This window comes from Pandoraea capi (assembly GCF_902459735.1).
Classification (GTDB): Bacteria; Pseudomonadota; Gammaproteobacteria; order Burkholderiales; family Burkholderiaceae; genus Pandoraea; species Pandoraea capi.
The window spans coordinates 658,767-676,683 of the sequence record NZ_CABPRV010000002.1; the positions used below are offsets into that span (position 1 = coordinate 658,767).

Annotated in this window: 14 protein-coding genes; 11 read left to right on the plus strand and 3 right to left on the minus strand. The window is 64.2% G+C overall.

Annotation, left to right across the window (positions count from 1 at the left end; genetic code table 11):
- Nucleotides 1-106: 106 nt before the first annotated feature.
- Nucleotides 107-1,120, minus strand: coding sequence for a LysR family transcriptional regulator (locus PCA20602_RS06290; RefSeq protein WP_150720448.1), 1,014 nt, complete (start codon nucleotides 1,118-1,120; stop codon nucleotides 107-109).
- Between the two features lie 240 nt (nucleotides 1,121-1,360).
- Here PCA20602_RS06290 and PCA20602_RS06295 point away from each other — a divergent pair, with 240 nt between their 5' ends.
- From PCA20602_RS06295 to PCA20602_RS06325, 7 genes are all read left to right on the plus strand, one after another.
- A complete protein-coding gene (locus PCA20602_RS06295) occupies nucleotides 1,361-2,308 on the plus strand; it encodes an alpha/beta hydrolase (protein ID WP_150720449.1) in 948 nt (315 codons plus the stop codon).
- 28 nt (nucleotides 2,309-2,336) lie between these two features.
- Nucleotides 2,337-3,665 carry an efflux RND transporter periplasmic adaptor subunit gene (locus tag PCA20602_RS06300; protein ID WP_150720450.1) on the plus strand — a complete coding sequence of 443 codons (1,329 nt, stop codon included), beginning with the start codon at nucleotides 2,337-2,339 and terminating at the stop codon, nucleotides 3,663-3,665.
- A gap of 92 nt (nucleotides 3,666-3,757) precedes the next feature.
- Nucleotides 3,758-6,943, plus strand: a complete 3,186-nt coding sequence (locus PCA20602_RS06305; protein WP_150720451.1) for an efflux RND transporter permease subunit — start codon at nucleotides 3,758-3,760, stop codon at nucleotides 6,941-6,943.
- A 12-nt stretch (nucleotides 6,944-6,955) separates the two neighbouring features.
- Nucleotides 6,956-8,530, plus strand: a complete 1,575-nt coding sequence (locus PCA20602_RS06310) for an efflux transporter outer membrane subunit (RefSeq protein ID WP_150720452.1) — start codon at nucleotides 6,956-6,958, stop codon at nucleotides 8,528-8,530.
- Between the two features lie 491 nt (nucleotides 8,531-9,021).
- The gene (locus PCA20602_RS06315) at nucleotides 9,022-9,444 is read left to right on the plus strand and encodes an RcnB family protein (RefSeq protein ID WP_150720453.1); all 423 of its coding nucleotides are present in this window, start codon (nucleotides 9,022-9,024) and stop codon (nucleotides 9,442-9,444) included.
- Nucleotides 9,445-9,769: 325 nt separating this feature from the next.
- Entirely contained in the window at nucleotides 9,770-10,885 is a 1,116-nt protein-coding gene (locus PCA20602_RS06320; protein WP_174980846.1) for an HPP family protein, read from the plus strand.
- A 259-nt stretch (nucleotides 10,886-11,144) separates the two neighbouring features.
- The gene (locus PCA20602_RS06325) at nucleotides 11,145-11,972 is read left to right on the plus strand and encodes a hypothetical protein (RefSeq protein ID WP_150720455.1); all 828 of its coding nucleotides are present in this window, start codon (nucleotides 11,145-11,147) and stop codon (nucleotides 11,970-11,972) included.
- A gap of 96 nt (nucleotides 11,973-12,068) precedes the next feature.
- On the opposite strand, the gene map is transcribed toward PCA20602_RS06325, so the two are convergent.
- Together map and PCA20602_RS06335 are read right to left on the minus strand one after the other, a co-directional pair.
- The gene (gene map, locus PCA20602_RS06330; RefSeq protein WP_174980848.1) at nucleotides 12,069-12,899 is read right to left on the minus strand and encodes a type I methionyl aminopeptidase; all 831 of its coding nucleotides are present in this window, start codon (nucleotides 12,897-12,899) and stop codon (nucleotides 12,069-12,071) included.
- Nucleotides 12,899-13,153 (minus strand): ParD-like family protein, encoded by a 255-nt coding sequence (locus PCA20602_RS06335; RefSeq protein WP_069343747.1) that lies wholly within the window; start codon nucleotides 13,151-13,153, stop codon nucleotides 12,899-12,901. The genes map and PCA20602_RS06335 overlap by 1 nt, the downstream gene beginning before the upstream one ends.
- Before the next feature lie 389 nt (nucleotides 13,154-13,542).
- Here PCA20602_RS06335 and PCA20602_RS06340 point away from each other — a divergent pair, with 389 nt between their 5' ends.
- From PCA20602_RS06340 to PCA20602_RS06355, 4 genes are all read left to right on the plus strand, one after another.
- Complete coding sequence (locus PCA20602_RS06340; RefSeq protein ID WP_150720456.1) at nucleotides 13,543-13,938, plus strand: DUF2946 domain-containing protein; 396 nt, start codon at nucleotides 13,543-13,545, stop codon at nucleotides 13,936-13,938.
- Nucleotides 13,939-14,190: 252 nt separating this feature from the next.
- A complete protein-coding gene (locus tag PCA20602_RS06345; protein WP_150720457.1) occupies nucleotides 14,191-16,338 on the plus strand; it encodes a TonB-dependent receptor in 2,148 nt (715 codons plus the stop codon).
- 174 nt (nucleotides 16,339-16,512) lie between these two features.
- A complete protein-coding gene (locus tag PCA20602_RS06350; protein ID WP_174980850.1) occupies nucleotides 16,513-16,803 on the plus strand; it encodes a YciI family protein in 291 nt (96 codons plus the stop codon).
- Nucleotides 16,793-17,887 (plus strand): iron-containing alcohol dehydrogenase, encoded by a 1,095-nt coding sequence (locus tag PCA20602_RS06355; protein WP_150720459.1) that lies wholly within the window; start codon nucleotides 16,793-16,795, stop codon nucleotides 17,885-17,887. The genes PCA20602_RS06350 and PCA20602_RS06355 overlap by 11 nt, the downstream gene beginning before the upstream one ends.
- The last annotated feature ends 30 nt before the right edge of the window (nucleotides 17,888-17,917 follow it).

The following is a 17,917-nucleotide window of genomic DNA, read 5'->3' on the forward strand; positions in this document are numbered from 1 at the left end:
GGAGATGAGCGAGCGTGGGCATTTCCACACCCTCAGCACAATGAAAAGGCCCAAGTCTCCCATTGGGCCTTTTCACACGCGTGCAGAAATCGCTCAAATCACGACGTCAAACCACCACTTCCTGAGGGGACATTTCCGTGCCGTAGGTCGCCCAGCGCATGTCCTCGTCGGCCGCCGCAACGGTCGGTTTGCACTGCGCGGCGGTCTCGTCGAGCCCCTGCAACAACGGGCATCGCTCGAATATTTCCGCGATGAAGTCGACAAATACGCGAACTTTAGGCGACAAATGACGATTATGCGGATAGACCGCCGAAATCGGCATGGGCGGCGGTTTCCATTGATGCAGTATCTCGACCAACTGCCCCGATTGCAGATACGGCAACGCCATGAAGCGGGCCAGTTGCACGGTGCCTACGCCCGCAAGTCCGAGCTGAAGGTACGCTTCGGCATCGTTGACCGCGACCGTGCCCTGCATGTGGATTTCGATTTCCTTGCCGTCCACCACGAACTGCTCTTCGATCACGCGTCCCGTGCGGCTCGAAAAATAGTGCACCGCCGTGTGGCGCTGCAAATCGTCGAGCGTATGCGGCATGCCCATGCGCTCCAGATAGGCCGGTGACGCGCACGTCAGGCTCTGGAACAGGCCGACACGGCGCGCGACAAGGCTCGAATCCTGAAGCGTCCCGACACGCAGCACGCAATCCACCCCCTCCTGAATCAGGTCGACGGGCTTGTCACCCATGCCGATCATCAGTTCGATTTCGGGATAACGATCGCGAAATTCACACATCTGCGGCAACACGACGAGCTTGCCGAGTGAGCCCGGCATGTCCACGCGCAACTTGCCGCGCACCCGTTGGCTACTCTCCCGGAACGAGGATTCGGTCTCCTCGATGTCGGCCAGAATGCGCAGGCAGCGCTCGTAATACGCCGCGCCATCGGGCGTGAGATTGAGTCGCCGGGTCGTTCGCTGAAGCAAACGCGTGCCCAGATGCGACTCCAGGTTCTGAATGATCGTGGTCACCGAGGTGCGCGGCAACCCAAGGTTGTCGGCGGCACGCGAGAAGCTATTCGCCTCGACCACCCGCGTGAAGACCTGCATCGCTTGCAAGCGATCCATGATATTTCCCCATTGAAGACACCGTTTCACTGGTCGGCCCGGCGAAATTTCACTTCGTCGCCAATGCATATGCTTATTGGTCGACGGCATAAGTCAATGCCCATAAGGCTGAGACCGATTAGTCGAGCTGACCGAACAGTGTTGCCAAATTATAGGCGTTTATCCCAATGTCCGTGGCCTCTAGACTTCGCTCCATCGAATGTCATCAGAGGGGTATCGCTCGCGCGAACTCAAAGCCATATGTCAGCCAACGCCAAGTCGAAGTCGGGCCAAGCGGGAAAATCGGGATCGCCGGGATCGAGCGATCGGGTGTTCCGCACCGATGACGGACTGCGCATCGAAGAGGTGAGCATCGAGGGCCACGTCGCCCCGGTCACGCTGCGCCTGTACCGGCCGGTCGGCAAGTCCACCGCCAGCACGGCCGCCGAATCCACGGCAGCCACGGGGCAACCGGGCGTCGTCGTGCCGCTCGAAGCCCATTTGCCCGCCGTGCTGTATTTCCACGGTGGCGGGTTCTGCCGGGGTTCGCTCGACGACGGCGACGCCGCCGCGCGCTATCTGGCGCTGAACGTCCCCGCGCTGGTCGTCTCGGTCGGTTACTCGCTCGCGCCGGAACACCCGTTCCCCGCCGCGCCGGAAGACGCCTGGTGCGCCGCGCTGTGGCTGCAACGCAACGCCCGCCGTTACGGCGCCAGCCCGCGCCGGCTCGCCGTGGCCGGTCACGACTCGGGCGGCAACATCGCGGCGGCCCTGACGATGATTGCCCGCGACCGCGGCGAGATCAGTATCTCGGCACAGGCGCTGCTCGCTCCGCTGCTCGATCCCAGCATGACGCGTCTGGCTGATGGCCGCACGCCCAGCGACATCGAAGCGAACGAGTGCGCCCGCTGCTATCGCGCCTATTTGCCGCATGCCACGCAACGCCTGCATCCGTATGCCGCGCCGCTCGAATCTCGCCGTCTCGCGGGCCTGCCACCCACGCTGATCGCATCCGCCGAACACGACCTGCTGCACGTCGAAGCTGAAAAATACGCTGCCGAGCTGATTGCGGCCGGCGTGCCGACACAGGTCACGCGCCATCGCAGCGCTTCCCATTACGGTCTGGCCGCACTTCCCGGAGCGCTGCGGGACGTGGCCACGTTCCTGACACGTCGGCTGGCACCGCCTGCCACCGGCTCTACCCAGTGAGTCCATCCGATCCCGGAGATTTGAAAAAATGACCACCCTCGCTCGCAAACCCGTACTTATCGCTGCCGCCGCCACGGCTGCGCTCCTGGCCATCGGCACGCTCACTGTCGTGCGTGTCGACGCCAGCACGCCCGCGGCGCAAGTCATGCCCACCGTGGAAGTCGACGTTGCCAACGTGCTGTCGCGTACCGTGACCGACTGGCAAAGCTATTCGGGACGGCTCGACGCCGTCGACCGCGTCGACATCAAGCCGCTCGTGTCAGGCACCATCACCGCCGTGCATTTCAAGGACGGCCAACTCGTGAAAAAGGGTGACGCCCTGTTCACGATCGACCCGCGTCCGTACGCCGCGGAAGTGGACCGCGCAGCAGCGCAGCTCGCGTCCGCCCAGGCCCGCGACGTCTTCACCAGCACCGACCTCGCGCGTGCGCAGCGCCTGATCGCGGATAACGCCATCGCGAAGAAGGACTTCGACCAGAAGGAAAACGCCGCACGCGAAGCCGTTGCCAACGTGAAGGCCGCACAGGCCGCGCTGGAAACTGCCCGCATCAATCTCGGCTACACGCAGATCGTGGCGCCGGTGGCCGGGCGCGTATCGCGCGCGGAAATCACGGTCGGCAACACCGTGTCGGCCGGCGCGCAATCGCCCGCGCTGACCACGGTGGTGTCGGTCTCGCCGATCTACGCGGCCTTCGACGTCGACGAACAGACCTATCTGCGCTATCTCTCGCGCGATACCGCCAAGCCGAGCGGCGTGCCCGTCGATCTGGGTCTCGCCAACGAATCGGGCTACTCGCGCAAGGGCACGGTGTATTCGGTGGATAACCGCTTCGACACCACGTCCGGCACGATCCGCGTTCGCGCGCGCTTCGACAACGCCGACGGCGCGCTCGTCCCGGGCCTCTATGCACGTATTCGCGTCGGCGGCGGCGAACCGCACCCGGCGCTGCTCGTGGACGAAGCCGCCATCGGCACCGACCAGAGCAAGAAATACGTGATGGTCGTCGACCAGGCCAATAAGGCGCAGTACCGCGAAGTCCAGTTGGGCGAGCGTCACGGCGGGCTGGTGGAAATCGCCGGCGGCCTGAAGGACGGTGAACGCATCATCGTGAACGGTCTGCAACGGGTACGTCCGGGTGATGCCGTTTCGCCGAAGGTCGTGAAGATGGCCGGCGACACGGGCGACGCGCACGACATCGCACCGACGGCTGTGGCCACCACCGGTGCCGACGATGCCGCCAAGGCCCCCGCCCCGGCAACCCAAGACGCCAGCGCGACACAGGCTACGCAGAAGACTTCGCAGAACGGCAACAAGACGCAATCGGTCGCGGCGGCCAAAACCGCTTCGCGCTCGTAATGCACTCAGTGCATTCATTGCGTCCGATGCTCGAAATGCGCGTGCAGGCACACAGCAACATTGCACGCTGAACGACACCCCAGAGTTTCGTCATGAACATCTCAAAATTCTTTATCGACCGGCCCATATTTGCGGGCGTGTTATCGGTCCTCACGCTGCTGGCCGGCCTGATCGCCGTGTTCCAGTTGCCGATCTCGGAGTACCCGGAAGTGGTTCCGCCGTCGGTCGTCGTGCACGCTCAATACCCCGGCGCGAACCCGAAGGTGATCGCCGAGACCGTTGCATCGCCGCTCGAAGAGCAGATCAACGGCGTGGAAAACATGCTGTACATGCAGTCGCAGGCCAATAGCGACGGCAACCTCACCACGACGGTGACCTTCCGTCTGGGCACCGACCCGGACAAGGCCCAGCAGCTCGTGCAGAACCGTGTCTCGCAAGCGCTGCCGCGCCTGCCCGACGACGTGCAGCGTCTTGGCGTGACGACGATCAAGTCCTCGCCCACGCTCACGATGGTGGTGCACCTGATCTCGCCGAACGACCGCTACGACATGACGTATCTGCGCAACTACGCGCTCATCAACGTCAAGGACCGCCTCTCGCGTATCAAGGGCGTGGGCGAAGTGCAGATGTGGGGCGCCGGCGACTACTCGATGCGTGTCTGGCTCGATCCGGCCAAGGTCGCCCAGCGCGGCCTGACGGCGTCCGACGTGGTGAAGTCGATCCGTGAACAGAACGTGCAGGTCGCCGCCGGTGTGATCGGTGCAACGCCGGCCGGTCCGAACACGCCGCTGCAACTGAACGTGAACACGCGCGGTCGTCTGAACACGGAAGAAGAGTTCCGCGACATCATCCTGAAGACCTCGCCGGACGGTGCCGTCACGCACCTGAGCGACGTGGCGCGCGTGGAACTCGACGCGTCGTCGTACAGCCTGCGCTCGCTGCTCGACAACAAGCCGGCCATCGGCCTCGGTATTAACCAGTCGCCGGGCGCGAACTCGCTGCAAATTTCGGACGATGTCCGTGCTGCGATGGTCGACCTGCAAAAAGACATGCCCCCGGGCGTGGAATACCGTATCGCGTATGACCCGACGCAGTTCGTTCGCTCGTCGATCGAAGCCGTCGTGCACACGCTGCTCGAAGCCATCGCCCTGGTGGTGATCGTGGTGATCGTTTTCCTGCAAACGTGGCGCGCGTCGATCATCCCGCTGCTCGCTGTGCCGGTCTCGATCGTCGGCACGTTCGCTCTGCTGCTCGGCTTCGGCTACTCGATCAACGCGTTGTCGTTGTTCGGGATGGTGCTAGCGATCGGTATCGTGGTGGACGACGCCATCGTGGTGGTGGAAAACGTCGAGCGGAACATTGCCGCCGGGCTTTCGCCGAAGGAAGCGACGTATCAGGCCATGCGCGAAGTGAGCGGTCCGATTATCGCGATTGCGTTGACGCTCGTGGCTGTGTTCGTGCCGCTCGCCTTCATGTCGGGTCTGACGGGGCAGTTCTACAAGCAGTTCGCCATGACCATCGCCATCTCGACGGTGATCTCGGCCTTCAACTCGCTCACGCTGTCGCCGGCCATGGCCGCCCTGCTGCTCAAGGACCATCACGCCAAGCCGGACTGGCTCACGCGTCAGATGAACCGTTATCTGGGTGGCTTCTTCAACGCGTTCAACCGTGTGTTCCATCGCGGCTCGGAGAAGTATGGCCACGGCGTGACCCGCGTGATCGGTCGCAAGGCCGTCATGATGGCGATCTTCGCGGTGCTGCTGGGTATCACCGTGCTGCTGGGCAAGATCGTGCCGGGTGGTTTCGTACCGGCGCAGGACAAGGAATACCTGATCGCATTCGCGCAGTTGCCCAACGGGGCTTCGCTCGACCGCACGGACAAGGTGATCCGCGACATGTCGGAGATCGCGCTGAAGACCCCTGGCGTGAAGAACGCCGTGGCCTTCCCGGGTCTGTCGGTCAACGGCTTCACCAACTCGTCGTCCGCAGGGATCGTGTTCGTCACGCTCAAGCCGTTCAGCGAGCGTAAGGACAAGTCGCTGTCGGCCGGTGCCATCGCCGCGAAGCTCAACGGCGAGTACGCGAAGAACAAGGACTCGTTCATCGCCGTGTTCCCGCCCCCGCCGGTGCTGGGTCTGGGTACGCTCGGCGGCTTCAAGCTGCAAGTGGAAGACCGTGGTGCGCTCGGCTACGAAGCCCTGAACGACGCAACGCAGGCGTTCATCAAGAAGGCCTCGCAGACGAAGGAACTGGGCCCGACGTTCTCGTCGTACCAGATCAACGTGCCGCAGTTGAACGTCGACCTCGACCGTGTGAAGGCCAAGCAGTTGGGCGTGCCGATCACCGACGTGTTCGACACCATGCAGATCTACCTCGGCTCGCTGTACGTGAACGACTTCAACAAGTTCGGCCGCGTGTATCAGGTCCGTGTGCAAGCCGACGCGCCGTATCGTGCGCATGCCGACGACATCGGCCTGCTCAAGACACGTAACAACAACGGTGAAATGGTCCCGCTCTCGTCGCTGGTGAAGGTCTCGCCGACGTACGGTCCGGAAATGGTGGTTCGCTATAACGGCTACACCGCTGCCGACATCAACGGGGGTCCGGCGCCGGGTTACTCGTCGGGTCAGGCCCAGGCCGCCGTGGAACGTATCGCTGCCGAAACGCTGCCGCGTGGTGTGAAGTTCGAATGGACGGACCTGACGTATCAGCAGATTCTCGCGGGCGACTCGGCGCTGTGGGTATTCCCGATCTCGGTGCTGCTGGTGTTCCTGGTGCTGGCCGCTCAGTACGAAAGCCTGACGCTGCCGCTGGCTGTGATCATGATCGTGCCGATGAGCATCATGTCCGCGCTGTTCGGTGTGTGGCTCACGCGAGGGGATAACAACATCTTCACGCAGATCGGTCTGATGGTGCTGGTGGGGCTCTCGGCGAAAAACGCGATCCTGATCGTGGAATTCGCCCGGGAACTGGAAATGCAGGGACGCACGGCCATTGCGGCCGCCATTGAAGCCAGCCGTCTGCGTCTGCGCCCGATTCTGATGACGTCCATCGCGTTCATCATGGGTGTGGTGCCGCTGGTGACGTCGACCGGCGCCGGTTCTGAAATGCGCCATGCGATGGGTGTGGCCGTGTTCTTCGGCATGATCGGGGTGACGGGTTTCGGCCTGATCCTGACGCCGGTGTTCTACGTGCTGCTCCGTACGCTGGCCGGCAAGAAGCCGTTGCATAGTGCGCACGCGTCGACCATGCCCACCAACGTCAAGGCCGAAGTCTGAAGGATGCCAATCATGCAATCGCAATGGATCAAACGTAGTCTGGGCGTCTCGGGCTTGCTCGCCACCCTGCTGGTGGTGGCGGGCTGCTCGATGGCCCCCACATATGAAGTGCCGAAGGTGACCGACAAGGGTACGCCGACGGCCTTCAAGGAAGCGGCCCTGCCCGCGGGTCAGGCCGGCACGTGGAAGACGGCCGAGCCGTCGGAAGCCGTAGCCCGCGGCGAATGGTGGAAAGTGTTCGGCGACGCCACGCTCGACAAGCTCGAAGACGACGCGCTGGCGGCCAACCAGAACCTGAAGGCTGCCGCCGCCCGCGTGCAGGAAGCGCGCGGCGTGCAGCGTCAGGCACGTGCCGCGCTGTTCCCCACGCTCGATGCCGGGTTCGGGCCGACGCGTCAGAAGATCTCGCCGGCGTCGCAGTTGCAGCCGGACGGCACGAACATCGCGCCGTACACGCTGTGGCGCGCACAGGCGAGCGTCGGGTACGAAGTCGACCTGTTCGGTCGCGTGTCGGATAACGTCGCCGCCGCCCGTGCGGACGCGGAGCAGAGCGAAGCGCTGTATCGCTCGGTGCAGCTGGCGCTGCAAGCCGACGTGGCACAGAACTACTTCAACCTGCGCGAGCTCGACGCCGAACAGGCGCTGTACACGCAAACGGTCACGCTGCGCGAAGAAGCCCTGAAGCTGGTGCAGCGTCGCTTTACCGAAGGCGATATCGGCGAGCTGGACGTGGCGCGCGCCAAGGCCGAGCTGGCCACGGCGCAGTCCGATGCGCTGGCGGTCGCTCGCCTGCGGGCAGCGTCGGAGCACAGCCTGGCGATTCTGCTGGGCAAGACGCCGGCGGAATTCACGTTCACGCCTGCCCCGCTCGTGCCGGTGACGGTACGCGTGCCGGCGGGTCTGCCCTCGGCGCTGCTGGAGCGCCGTCCGGACATCGCGGCAGCCGAGCGTGCCATGGCCGCAGCGAATGCGCGGATCGGCGTGGCGAAAGCCGCGTTCTTCCCGTCGCTCTCGCTGACCGGCTCGGGCGGCTTCGAAGCGGCAACGCTGGGCGACCTGTTCAACTGGTCGAGCCGTACGTTCCTGCTCGGCCCGGTGGTCGGCGGTCTGCTCTCGATGCCGATCTTCGACGGCGGCGCGCGCAGCGGCAACTTGTCGCGTGCTCGTGCGCAGTACGAAGAAGACGTGGCGAACTACCGTCAGCAAGTGCTCGTGGCGTTCCAGGAAGTCGAAGACAACCTCTCGAATCTGCGCCTGCTCGATCAGCAGACGCGTGCTCAGGACGACGCCGTCAAGGCGTCGAGCCGCGCCGCACAGCTCTCGCGCACGCAGTATCAGGAAGGCTCGATCGCCTATCTGGATGTCATTGATGCCGAGCGCACCGTGTTGCAGTCGCAACGCAGCGCCGTGCAACTGGCCGGTGCGCAGGCGGTATCGACCGTGAACCTGATCCGCGCACTGGGCGGTGGCTGGGGCGATCTGCCCAAGTCGCCGACGCCGGCCGATGCAGCCACTGCTCCGACGGCGGCCGCACCGGGTACACCGCAGACGTCCGGCGCCGCCAACGCGACGGTGGCTGCACGTTGATTCATGTTGGACTGAGTCGCACTGACTGAGCTGCGACCGGCAGGGGGTTCGCCCCCGAGGATCCCCTGCCAGCATGGATGCATCGAACCGGCGGCCGCGCTCGTACCCCCAAGACGAGAGACGCGCTGACCCGCCCCCGACGCGCGCCTGGCGCGCCGCCGGTCTCGATGCGCCTCACGCGTCGCGTGAAGGCTCAGTCGTAGCAGGTTTCTTCCCTGCGTCCCTGCTTGCCCGGTACATGCCCCAGGTCAAAGACCCCGGGCAAGTCCGGGCTCTTTTTTTGCCGACGATGGTAGGATGGACGCACGGTTTTCGCTTTCTCGCCGCGCATGTTGCATCCCCAGGGTCCATTTCCGGACATCGAGCGCAATACGCCACTTTGACCATGCGAACGGCATGACGGCGGCAACCGTTGCTGGCAAGTCATCTCGAATGCTTCCCCCGAGTGCGGTCCTTCGATCCGACGGACCCTACGATAAGGAGTGCAAACAATGAAGATGCGCAAGACACTGTCACTGTGCCTCGCCGCCGGTCTGGCGGTTTCCTCATCCCTCGTCCTCGCGCAGGGCGGCCCGCCGCCCCAGGGTGGCCCAGGGGGTCCGCCGGGACATCAGCCGGGTGGCCCGCACGGCGGTCCTCCGGGACACGGCCCTCAGAAGGGACACCCCGGCGGTCCGCCGCCACGCGCGCAAGGCGGTCCCGGCGCTCCGGGCAACGATGCATGGCAACACCCCGACTGGCGCAAGGGCGACCGCGTACCGCAGCAGTATCGTGACGCCCAGTACCGCGTCGACGATTACCGCCAATACCATCTCGACGCCCCCAAGCGCGGCCATCACTGGGTTGGCGTAGGCGGCGACTTCCTGCTGGTCAACGGCTCGGGCGTCATCGTCCAGATCGTAAGCGGACACTGATAGGCCGCCGACGTCGGGCAGACGCTCCGGCGTCGCGAAATTCCGCTGACTTGCCAGCCATGCGGCAGAGCGCAAAGCTCTGCCGCATTTTTGTTTGTCCCGCTCCTCTCCCCGCTCAGCAACCTTCACGCCCTATACGTCTCGTTTTCCTCATTTTGGTGCGCCGCTTTGCCCGCAGCCTTGTAGGAACGCCGATTTCGCTGCGACGCAGCATTAAAATCACGCGCTCCCGCCCTCCCAATTCATCGATATACGATATATCATGCACAAAATATCAAGACGCCGCCCCAAGAAGGTGCGGCCGATGGAGCGGGATGACATGGCAATGACACGACGTGATGTAAGCGACTGGATGGCGGGCTTTCTGCCTGCGGTAGCCGCGGTGCATCTACGCGAGCGGCTTCGCGCGGGCATCGGCGCCCTCTGTGGGATCGGTCTGACCGGCGGTCTGATGCTCTGGTTGCTCGGTCCGGCGACCTACATCCCCTGGCTGGTGGCGCCGATGGGTGCCTCCGCTGTTCTGCTGTTCGGCGTGCCTGCCAGTCCTCTCGCACAGCCGTGGTCGATTCTCGGCGGCAATCTGGTCGCGGCGCTAGTCGGCGTGACGTGCGCCATGTTCATCCCCAGCCCGGTCATTGCGGCCGCCGCGGCGGTAGGCGTATCCATCGCATTGATGTTCACGCTGCGCTGCGTGCACCCGCCCTCGGGCGCCGTCGCCCTGACGGCCGTGCTGGGCGGCCCTTCGGTCCATGCGCTGGGTTACGGCTTCGTGCTCGAACCGATTGCGTTGCAAACCGTCATGCTGCTCGGCTCCGCCATCGCCTATCACGCGATCACCGGTCATCGTTACCCGCATGCCGTGCGCGCTCAGGCGCCTGCGAAGCCGGTCAACGCGCAGGCGATTCCGGTCACGACGGCCGATGCCGAAAAGGCCCTCGCCCGCCACAGCGAACTCCTCGACATTTCAGCAGACGATCTGGCAAGCCTGCTTCGCGACACGCAGCGCGAGGCCTATGCACGGCGCGCGCGTGAATTGACGGCAGCCGACGTCATGGGCCCGCCGCTTGCGAAGGTGCAGGCGCACGACGAGGCGCCGGCCGCGTGGCGGTTGTTGCAGCGTCACGGGCTGGATGTGCTGCCCGTCGTCGATGGCGACGCACGTGTGATCGGCCTGGTGACGCGTCACGATCTGCACGCGCGGCGCGCTCGCGCACAACGCTGGCCGCGCTTCGCGACATCGTTCGGCTCGGGACAACGCCCGGCGATACGTGACCTCATGCAGGGCGAGCTGAAATCGGCGACCGCCGGTATGCCGCTCTCCGAACTCGTGCCGCTGCTCGCGACGCAACGTCACGGCACGTTGCCCGTGCTCGACGATGCCGCCCGACTGGTTGGCGTTATCACGCACGCCGAAGTGCTTCGCAAGGTGATGAGCGCATAACGCTTGGCCGCACGCCTGACACGCCTGGCTTAACACGCATCACCACCATCGCCCAGCCCCCAGACTCTCCTGCGTCGCCCCGCCACACGGTGGGCCGACGCGTGCTTCAGCCCTCCCCAACGCGGCATCGAGACTGCACCCAAGCCCCCTCCCCAAGCCGCGATTGTCAGCCGTAGGCCGATCTGCAAGAATGGCGGCGTTGTAACGCACAACGCCGTACAGCTTCGATCAACGAAGCGATATTCGCTCAAGGGGAAACATGGAACCGATAACGTTCAAGCAGTGTTTCAAGGGAGCATGGATCGACGGTTTTAACGCGTTGCGAAGTCGGCCATTGTTGTGTGTATCGGTCGCGGTTGTCATTCTCGTGTCGTCGGCACTCGGTATTTCTCTCAAGCAACTCTCGCAGGCCGCCGCGCAAAACGGCGACACGGCGGGCTACCGTTTCAATCTCGCACTCACCTCGCTAGGTGTCGCCTTCGTCAACACCGTGGCGGTCGCGATACTTTCCGTTCACGTTCTACGTTACGTGGTACTCGGCCCGGAAGCCGCACGGCAAGCACCCTGGATGGGGCGCGATGTGTGGCGTTATCTCTGGCTGACGCTCCAGATCGTGATCGGCGGTGTCATCGTGGGATTCGTACCGGCTTTTCTCATCGGTCTGGCGCTAGGGCTGGCCAAGAGTACCAACGCCTTAGCGTTGATGGCGACTTTCCTCGTGCTCGTCGCGTGTGCCGTCATCTTTATCGGGGTACGCGTCTCGTTGATTTACGGCCAGATCGCCGCTGGACGAAGTAAACGCTGGCGGGCTGCCTGGCAGGATTCCCGTGGTCATTTCTGGTCGATGTTCGGCACGGCCTTGGCGGCGATACTGCCCCTGTTTGCCGTGGGCCTCGTCTTGACGTTGCTGCTGGGACTCACAATAAAACTGATGCCGGACGTCACCGTCGCAGTGCTGGGGTCACTGATGCTGAAAACCGTGTTTACCGTGGTGTGGGTCGCGGTGGGATGCGGTGTAGCGGGCTGGCTTTACCACCGTTACGCCCATCAGTTGCTCGATCTCGAAGGTGCGCCCGACGACGTCTGAGCGTCGCGTGAACAAAAAAGGGGGCGCAGTTCAGTCTGCGCCCCCTTTTTCTCTCTTATCAGCCGTCGGTCGACGGTCATTCGACCGTCGTTAGGATTACGCCGCGTTCACCGCAGCAACGCCGCTGTCCAGCGCGCCATAACGCGCATACTCACCCAGTCCGTCCGGCCATTGCGTGAGCACCTGAAAACCGGTCTCGGTCACGGCGACCATGTGTTCCCACTGCGCGGAGAGCGAGCGGTCGCGCGTCACGACTGTCCAGCCGTCGGCCAGTTGCTTCGTGTCGGGCTTGCCGACATTGACCATCGGCTCGATGGTGAAAATCATGCCAGGACGCAGCGTCAGCCCCGTGCCCGGACGGCCGTAATGCAGCACCTGCGGGTCATCGTGATACGTCGTGCCGATGCCGTGACCGCAGTAATCGCGCACGATGCTGAAGCCTTCGCGATGCGCTACCGTCTGAATCGCGTAGCCCACTTCACCGAGCGTCGCGCCGGGGCGCACCGCACGAATGCCCGCGAGCATCGCCTCGTAGGTCGTGTCGACCAGACGCTTGGCCAGAATGCTCGGCTTGCCCGCGTAATACATACGGCTCGTGTCGCCGTACCAGCCGTCCTTGATGAGCGCGACGTCGATGTTCACGATGTCGCCGTCGTGGAGCTTCTTGTCGCCGGGAATGCCATGGCAGACAACGTGATTCACCGACGCACACACCGTCTTCGGATACCCGTGATAGCCGATGTTGGCCGGAATGGCCTTGAGTTCGTTCACGATGAAGTCGTGGCACAGACGGTCGAGTTCGTCGGTCGTGACGCCCGGCTTCACATGCTCGCCGATCATCGCGAGCACTTGCGCGGCCATCTCCCCGGCGCGACGCGACAGGGCAACTTCTTCGTTCGAGCGGATTACAACGCGTTCGCGCACCATTACGCCACCTTGTTCAATACGGTGACGGGTGCACCGGTTGCTGGAGAAGCGACGGTCCCGGTCTCTCCGACCGGGCCGCCTTCTGATTCGATGAGTCGACGGCAGATCTCGCCGTAACTCAACGTCGGATTCAATTCGGCGAGCATGCCGACGCGCAGCCAATGCTCGGCTTGCGCGTTGATCGAGCGACTGAGCGCGCCGCTGGTGTTGCGCAGCGCCTCATGCATTTGCTCCGATATCTTGACGATACCCATGTTGCGGGCTCCATATATACGAAATAGCTACGAAACGTATATTAGCAGCCTTGCGCCGAATTGTCTTCCCTGCACCACCCCGGCCAACCCAGCGATCGACGTCGGGTTGGCGCTCAGGCCATCACCAGGTCAGCCGGACGCCGGGCGACTCAATTCGAGAATTAAAATATCTCGCATCCTGTACATGGGCGCGAGGGCAACTCGCCTTCGGATATCGGGTCAGCGCATCACTTACTCCATTGAGGCAACCTCCTTTCCCGATCAGTCGCCGCCCGCGTCATCGCGACAAATTGCCGCAAGACGTCGCATTCATCGCGAATTTGACCGCGATGACAACTTGACGGGCGGGGTCGCGTGATAGCATCCGGGCTCGCCTTCACGAACGCGGCTTGCCGCCGCGCGCCCTGAACATGCCGGTATGGTCACGTAGCAAACGCATCGCATGGGTCGGCCTCGCCGCCATGTGGATGCTGCTTTGCGCGCCGCTGATCAGCCAGTATCTGCGCACGCATCCGTCGTCCATCGACGACGCGCTGTCGAGCGCCTTCTGTACCAGCCTCGACGAAGCGGCCGCTCAGGGCCGGCATACGCCGATATCCCATGCGGCCAGCGCCGCCTGCGGCTACTGTTCGCTACTTGCCCACAGCCCGCCACTGCCCTCGGCGTCGCTCACGCTCGCCGATATTCGCGTCGGGGGCATCCGGCTCCCCCCATCTCCCGCGCTGACGGTCGTCGGCGCACCGCTACGCCTCACACCGCCTTCGCGCGCCCCGCCTTCGCTCTGATGTTGCGCTGATCGGCTTCGGTCGTTCGCACGCCTGATGCCTCGCCGCTGTCCGTAGTCCATCGCGCCCGATGGGCTCGTGCGGACACGTGCGTGCGCATCCGGGGCGTCCAACCTTGCCGCGGCCCCCTCTCGAAGTAGATCGAATTCCGCTGGCGCCCGGAAAGGGCGACGGCCTGCACGCGCCTGCGCCCGACCGCATGGCGACGCTCGCGCGTGCCCCGACAACGATAACGACAACATCAGACGCGTCATGAAAACGTCATTCCCAGTGCGCACCGCCGTCGCGGCGGCCATTGGCTCGCTGTGCGCCTTCGCGCACGCTGCCGACGGCACCACAACCAGCAGCAATCCCGGCAACACTTCGCAAAACGTCCAGCTCCCTGCCACGCAGGTGCAGGCCGATACCGTCAAACCGCTCGACGAAACGGTACAGACCGGCAGCCGTCTCGGCCTGTCGATCAAGGAGACGCCGGCGAGCGTCGAAGTCATCGACCGTCAGCAACTGGTGGAGCGCGGCGACGCCAGCATCATCGACGCCGTGAGCCGCGCGACCGGCATCAATGCGTCGCCCCACCCCGGCAACGGCGGCTCGGAACTCGGTGCGCGCGGCTTCGTGGGCAGCGCCTCCGTCACGCAGCTCTACGACGGCGTTCGGCCGTATGGCGCCATCGGCGTGACCTTCCCGTTCGACACCTGGTCGGTGGATCGCATCGAAGTCCTTCGCGGCCCGGCCTCGGTCATCTACGGTGAAGGCGCCATTGGCGGCGTGGTCAACATCGTTCCGAAGAAGCCTGAGCAGGCGCCGGTCGAGAACGAGATTCAATTGGGCATCGGTACGGAAAAGACCGGCCGGGCAGCGTTCGGCAGCGGCGGTGCGATCACCGACAAGCTCTCGTACCGTTTCGACGCGAGCGCCAACAGTTCCAACAACTGGGTTGACCGGGGCAACTCGCACAACGCGTCGTTCTCCGCTGCGATCAAGTACGACGTCACGCCGCGCTTCTCGGTAACGGCCTCGCTGGCCGAAGGCAACCAGCATCCGATGCAGTACTTCGGGGTACCGCTGGTGGCGGGCCGCCTCGATCCCGCCACGTACCAGAAGAACTACAACGTGGGCGATTCGCTCATCACCTACCGCGACAGCTGGGCGACGCTGGCGGCGTCATGGCGCCCGACGGACGACATCACCATCACCAGCACGCTCTACCGCATGAAGAGCAAACGGCACTGGAAAGATGCCGAGTATTACAACTACGTGCCGTCGTCCGGTCTGGTTCAGCGCAGCAGTTACACCGAGATCCTCCATGACCAGGAGCAGATCGGCAACGTGACGACCGCCACGCTCAAGGGCCATCTGTTCGGCATGGAAAACACCGTCTCGACGGGTTTCGAGTTCAACCACACGACGTTCCAGCACACGAACAATTCGCCGTACGCCGGCACGTCGCTCGTCGAGCTCTACAACCCGGACCCGGGCAGTTTCATGAATGTCGCGGGCACCTATCCGAAGTACCGGTCGCAGGCAAATCAGTACGCGGTCTTTGCGGAGAACCGCCTGAAGGTCACGTCGCGCTGGTCAGTGATCGGCGGCGTGCGCTATGACCATGCCAGCATCCACCGCGACGATCTCATTGCAGGCAGCGCGTTCTCGAAAGACCTCGGCTACACGGGCTGGCGTGTCGGCACCGTCTATGACGTCACGGCCAATACGACGGTGTACGGTCAGTACTCGGTCGCAGCCGATCCGGTCAGCTCGCTGCTGATGCTCACGCCCGCCAAGGCGAAATTCGATCTCGCCACCGGCAAGCAGATCGAACTGGGGGTGAAGCAGGACTGGCTCGACGGCCGTGTCGACGGCACGCTCTCGGTCTATCGCATCGTGAAGAACAACCTGCTGTCGGTGGACCCGCTCAATCCGTCGCTTAGTTTGCAGGTCGGTCAGCAATCGTCGCGTGGCGTGGAACTGACGCTCGGCGCGCAACTGACCCGCGACGTTCGCATCGATGCGAACGGCACGTGGCTTCGCGCCAAGTACGATCAGTTCGACGAAAGCGTCGGGGGCGTGTCCGTCTCGCGGGCAGGCAATATCCCGGTCAACGTGCCGCAGCAGATGGCAAACCTGTGGATGAGCTGGCGTTTCGCGCAGGCGTGGAGGGCGAGCGGCGGACTGAAGTACGTGGGCAAACGCTACGCCGATACGGCGAACACGCTGACGCTACCGTCCTACACGACGGTCGACCTGGCGCTCGCCTGGAAGCCGCGGCGTGAGCTCACGCTCACCGGCCGCATCTACAACGTCTTCAACCGGCATTACGTGCAGACGGCCTACTACAACGCGACCCAATGGCTGCTGGGCAACGACCGCCGCGCCGAACTGGTGATGAGCTACCGGTTCTGAGCGTCCCGCACCGCCAGCCGCTTGCCAGTCACTTAACCAAACCGGCAAGCGGCCCGCCGACCTTTTCATTCGACTTGCACGACGACGGTCACGATACTGGACTCATCGCCATCGCCCGGACATGAGCGCCGCTTGCGGCCCCGGGCGTCAGTCAGTTCGGATGAGGAGGTTTCGGTGGAGCGGCAGTACTTTGTCTTTCGAGGGATCGACCACGCCAGTCTGGAGAAGCTGCGCGAACAGCAACTCGCGGCCCACCGCGAATACGTCCGGCGCGCCGATGCCGTGAGGATGCGCCACGGCGGCCCGCTGTTGGACGATGCCGGACGGGTCATCGGAACCTGTCTCGTACTGGAGGCCGACGCCCGCCCCCAGATCGACGCATGGCTGACGAACGAGCCGTTTTTCCGCGCGGGACTGTTCGCCATCGTCTCCATCGAGCAATGGGGGTGGACGTATGGACGCTGATGTTCGCAACGCGCCAGCCACCGGATTCTTGCTCGATCTCAAGGCCCATCGTGTCGTCTGGGGATGGCGCGACGGTCAGGCACTGGCCAACGTACTCGACGACGCCAGCGCAGCCCGGTTCCTGCTGGTCACATCGTCCGCCCGGAGCCGCGACCGGTTTACCCGCCTCGTCACCCCGGCGTTGACGACCCGGTGCGCGGGCGCCTTCACCGGCGCGCTCGAACATGTTCCGCTGCCGAGTGTGGACGCAGGTGTCGACGCTGCACAGCGTCTTGCCGCCGACAGCCTCGTCGCGTTCGGCGGCGGCACCGCGCTGGATACCGCCAAGGCCATCGGGCAGCGACTCGGGCTGCCGGTATTTGCCGTGCCGACGAACTTTTCCGGATCGGAAGTCACGTGGAACTTCGGTCTGACGGTGGATGGCACCAAACAGACGGTGCGCGATCCGGCAGTGCTGCCACGCGCCGTCATCTATGACAGTACGCTGATCCAAAGTCTGCCGCTCGCGCAAGCGATCTGTAGCGGGATAAACGCCGTAGCACACGCCATCGAAGCCCTCTACGCACCGGAAGCCAATCCCTTCACGCAAGCGATTGCCAACGCCGGCATCGCGCGAATGATTCAGGGATTGCGTTCCTGGGCGTCGTTCGCCGACAAACACGACGCCGCCGAGCAATGTCTCGCCGGCGCATGGCTGTGCGGCGAAGCACTGTCGCAGGTCGGCATGGGCCTGCACCACCGGATCTGCCACGTACTCGGCGGCACCTACAACCTCCCGCACGCGAGCGTGCACACCACCTTGCTGCCCTATGTGATCGGCTTCAACCGGCATCACGTGCCCGCGCTCAAACAACTCGACGAACGGTTCGACGGGCTGTCGTTCGCGCCCGCCCTTGCATCGTTTGCCTCAGCGCACGGCGCGCCGGCGTCGTTGCAGGCCATTGGATTGCGCAGGCAGGACATTCCCGACGTTGCCCGCAGAGTCCTCGCCGCCCCCGTTGCCAATCCCCGGCCCGTTGCGGTTACCGACGTCGAAGCCCTGCTGTTGCGCGCCTATCGCGGCGATCTGCTCGAACGCGCCTGACCGGGCGCCGCTTCCATCCCCCAATCCCCA

Excerpts from the sequence above, each read along its gene's own strand:
- PCA20602_RS06290 (WP_150720448.1), bottom strand. The coding sequence starts at position 1,120 with ATGGATCGCTTGCAAGCGATGCAGGTCTTCACGCGGGTGGTCGAGGCG.
- PCA20602_RS06295 (WP_150720449.1), top strand. The coding sequence starts at position 1,361 with ATGTCAGCCAACGCCAAGTCGAAGTCGGGCCAAGCGGGAAAATCGGGA.
- PCA20602_RS06300 (WP_150720450.1), top strand. The coding sequence starts at position 2,337 with ATGACCACCCTCGCTCGCAAACCCGTACTTATCGCTGCCGCCGCCACG.
- PCA20602_RS06305 (WP_150720451.1), top strand. The coding sequence starts at position 3,758 with ATGAACATCTCAAAATTCTTTATCGACCGGCCCATATTTGCGGGCGTG.
- PCA20602_RS06310 (WP_150720452.1), top strand. The coding sequence starts at position 6,956 with ATGCAATCGCAATGGATCAAACGTAGTCTGGGCGTCTCGGGCTTGCTC.
- PCA20602_RS06315 (WP_150720453.1), top strand. The coding sequence starts at position 9,022 with ATGAAGATGCGCAAGACACTGTCACTGTGCCTCGCCGCCGGTCTGGCG.
- PCA20602_RS06320 (WP_174980846.1), top strand. The coding sequence starts at position 9,770 with ATGACACGACGTGATGTAAGCGACTGGATGGCGGGCTTTCTGCCTGCG.
- PCA20602_RS06325 (WP_150720455.1), top strand. The coding sequence starts at position 11,145 with ATGGAACCGATAACGTTCAAGCAGTGTTTCAAGGGAGCATGGATCGAC.
- map (WP_174980848.1), bottom strand. The coding sequence starts at position 12,899 with ATGGTGCGCGAACGCGTTGTAATCCGCTCGAACGAAGAAGTTGCCCTG.
- PCA20602_RS06335 (WP_069343747.1), bottom strand. The coding sequence starts at position 13,153 with ATGGGTATCGTCAAGATATCGGAGCAAATGCATGAGGCGCTGCGCAAC.
- PCA20602_RS06345 (WP_150720457.1), top strand. The coding sequence starts at position 14,191 with ATGAAAACGTCATTCCCAGTGCGCACCGCCGTCGCGGCGGCCATTGGC.
- PCA20602_RS06355 (WP_150720459.1), top strand. The coding sequence starts at position 16,793 with ATGGACGCTGATGTTCGCAACGCGCCAGCCACCGGATTCTTGCTCGAT.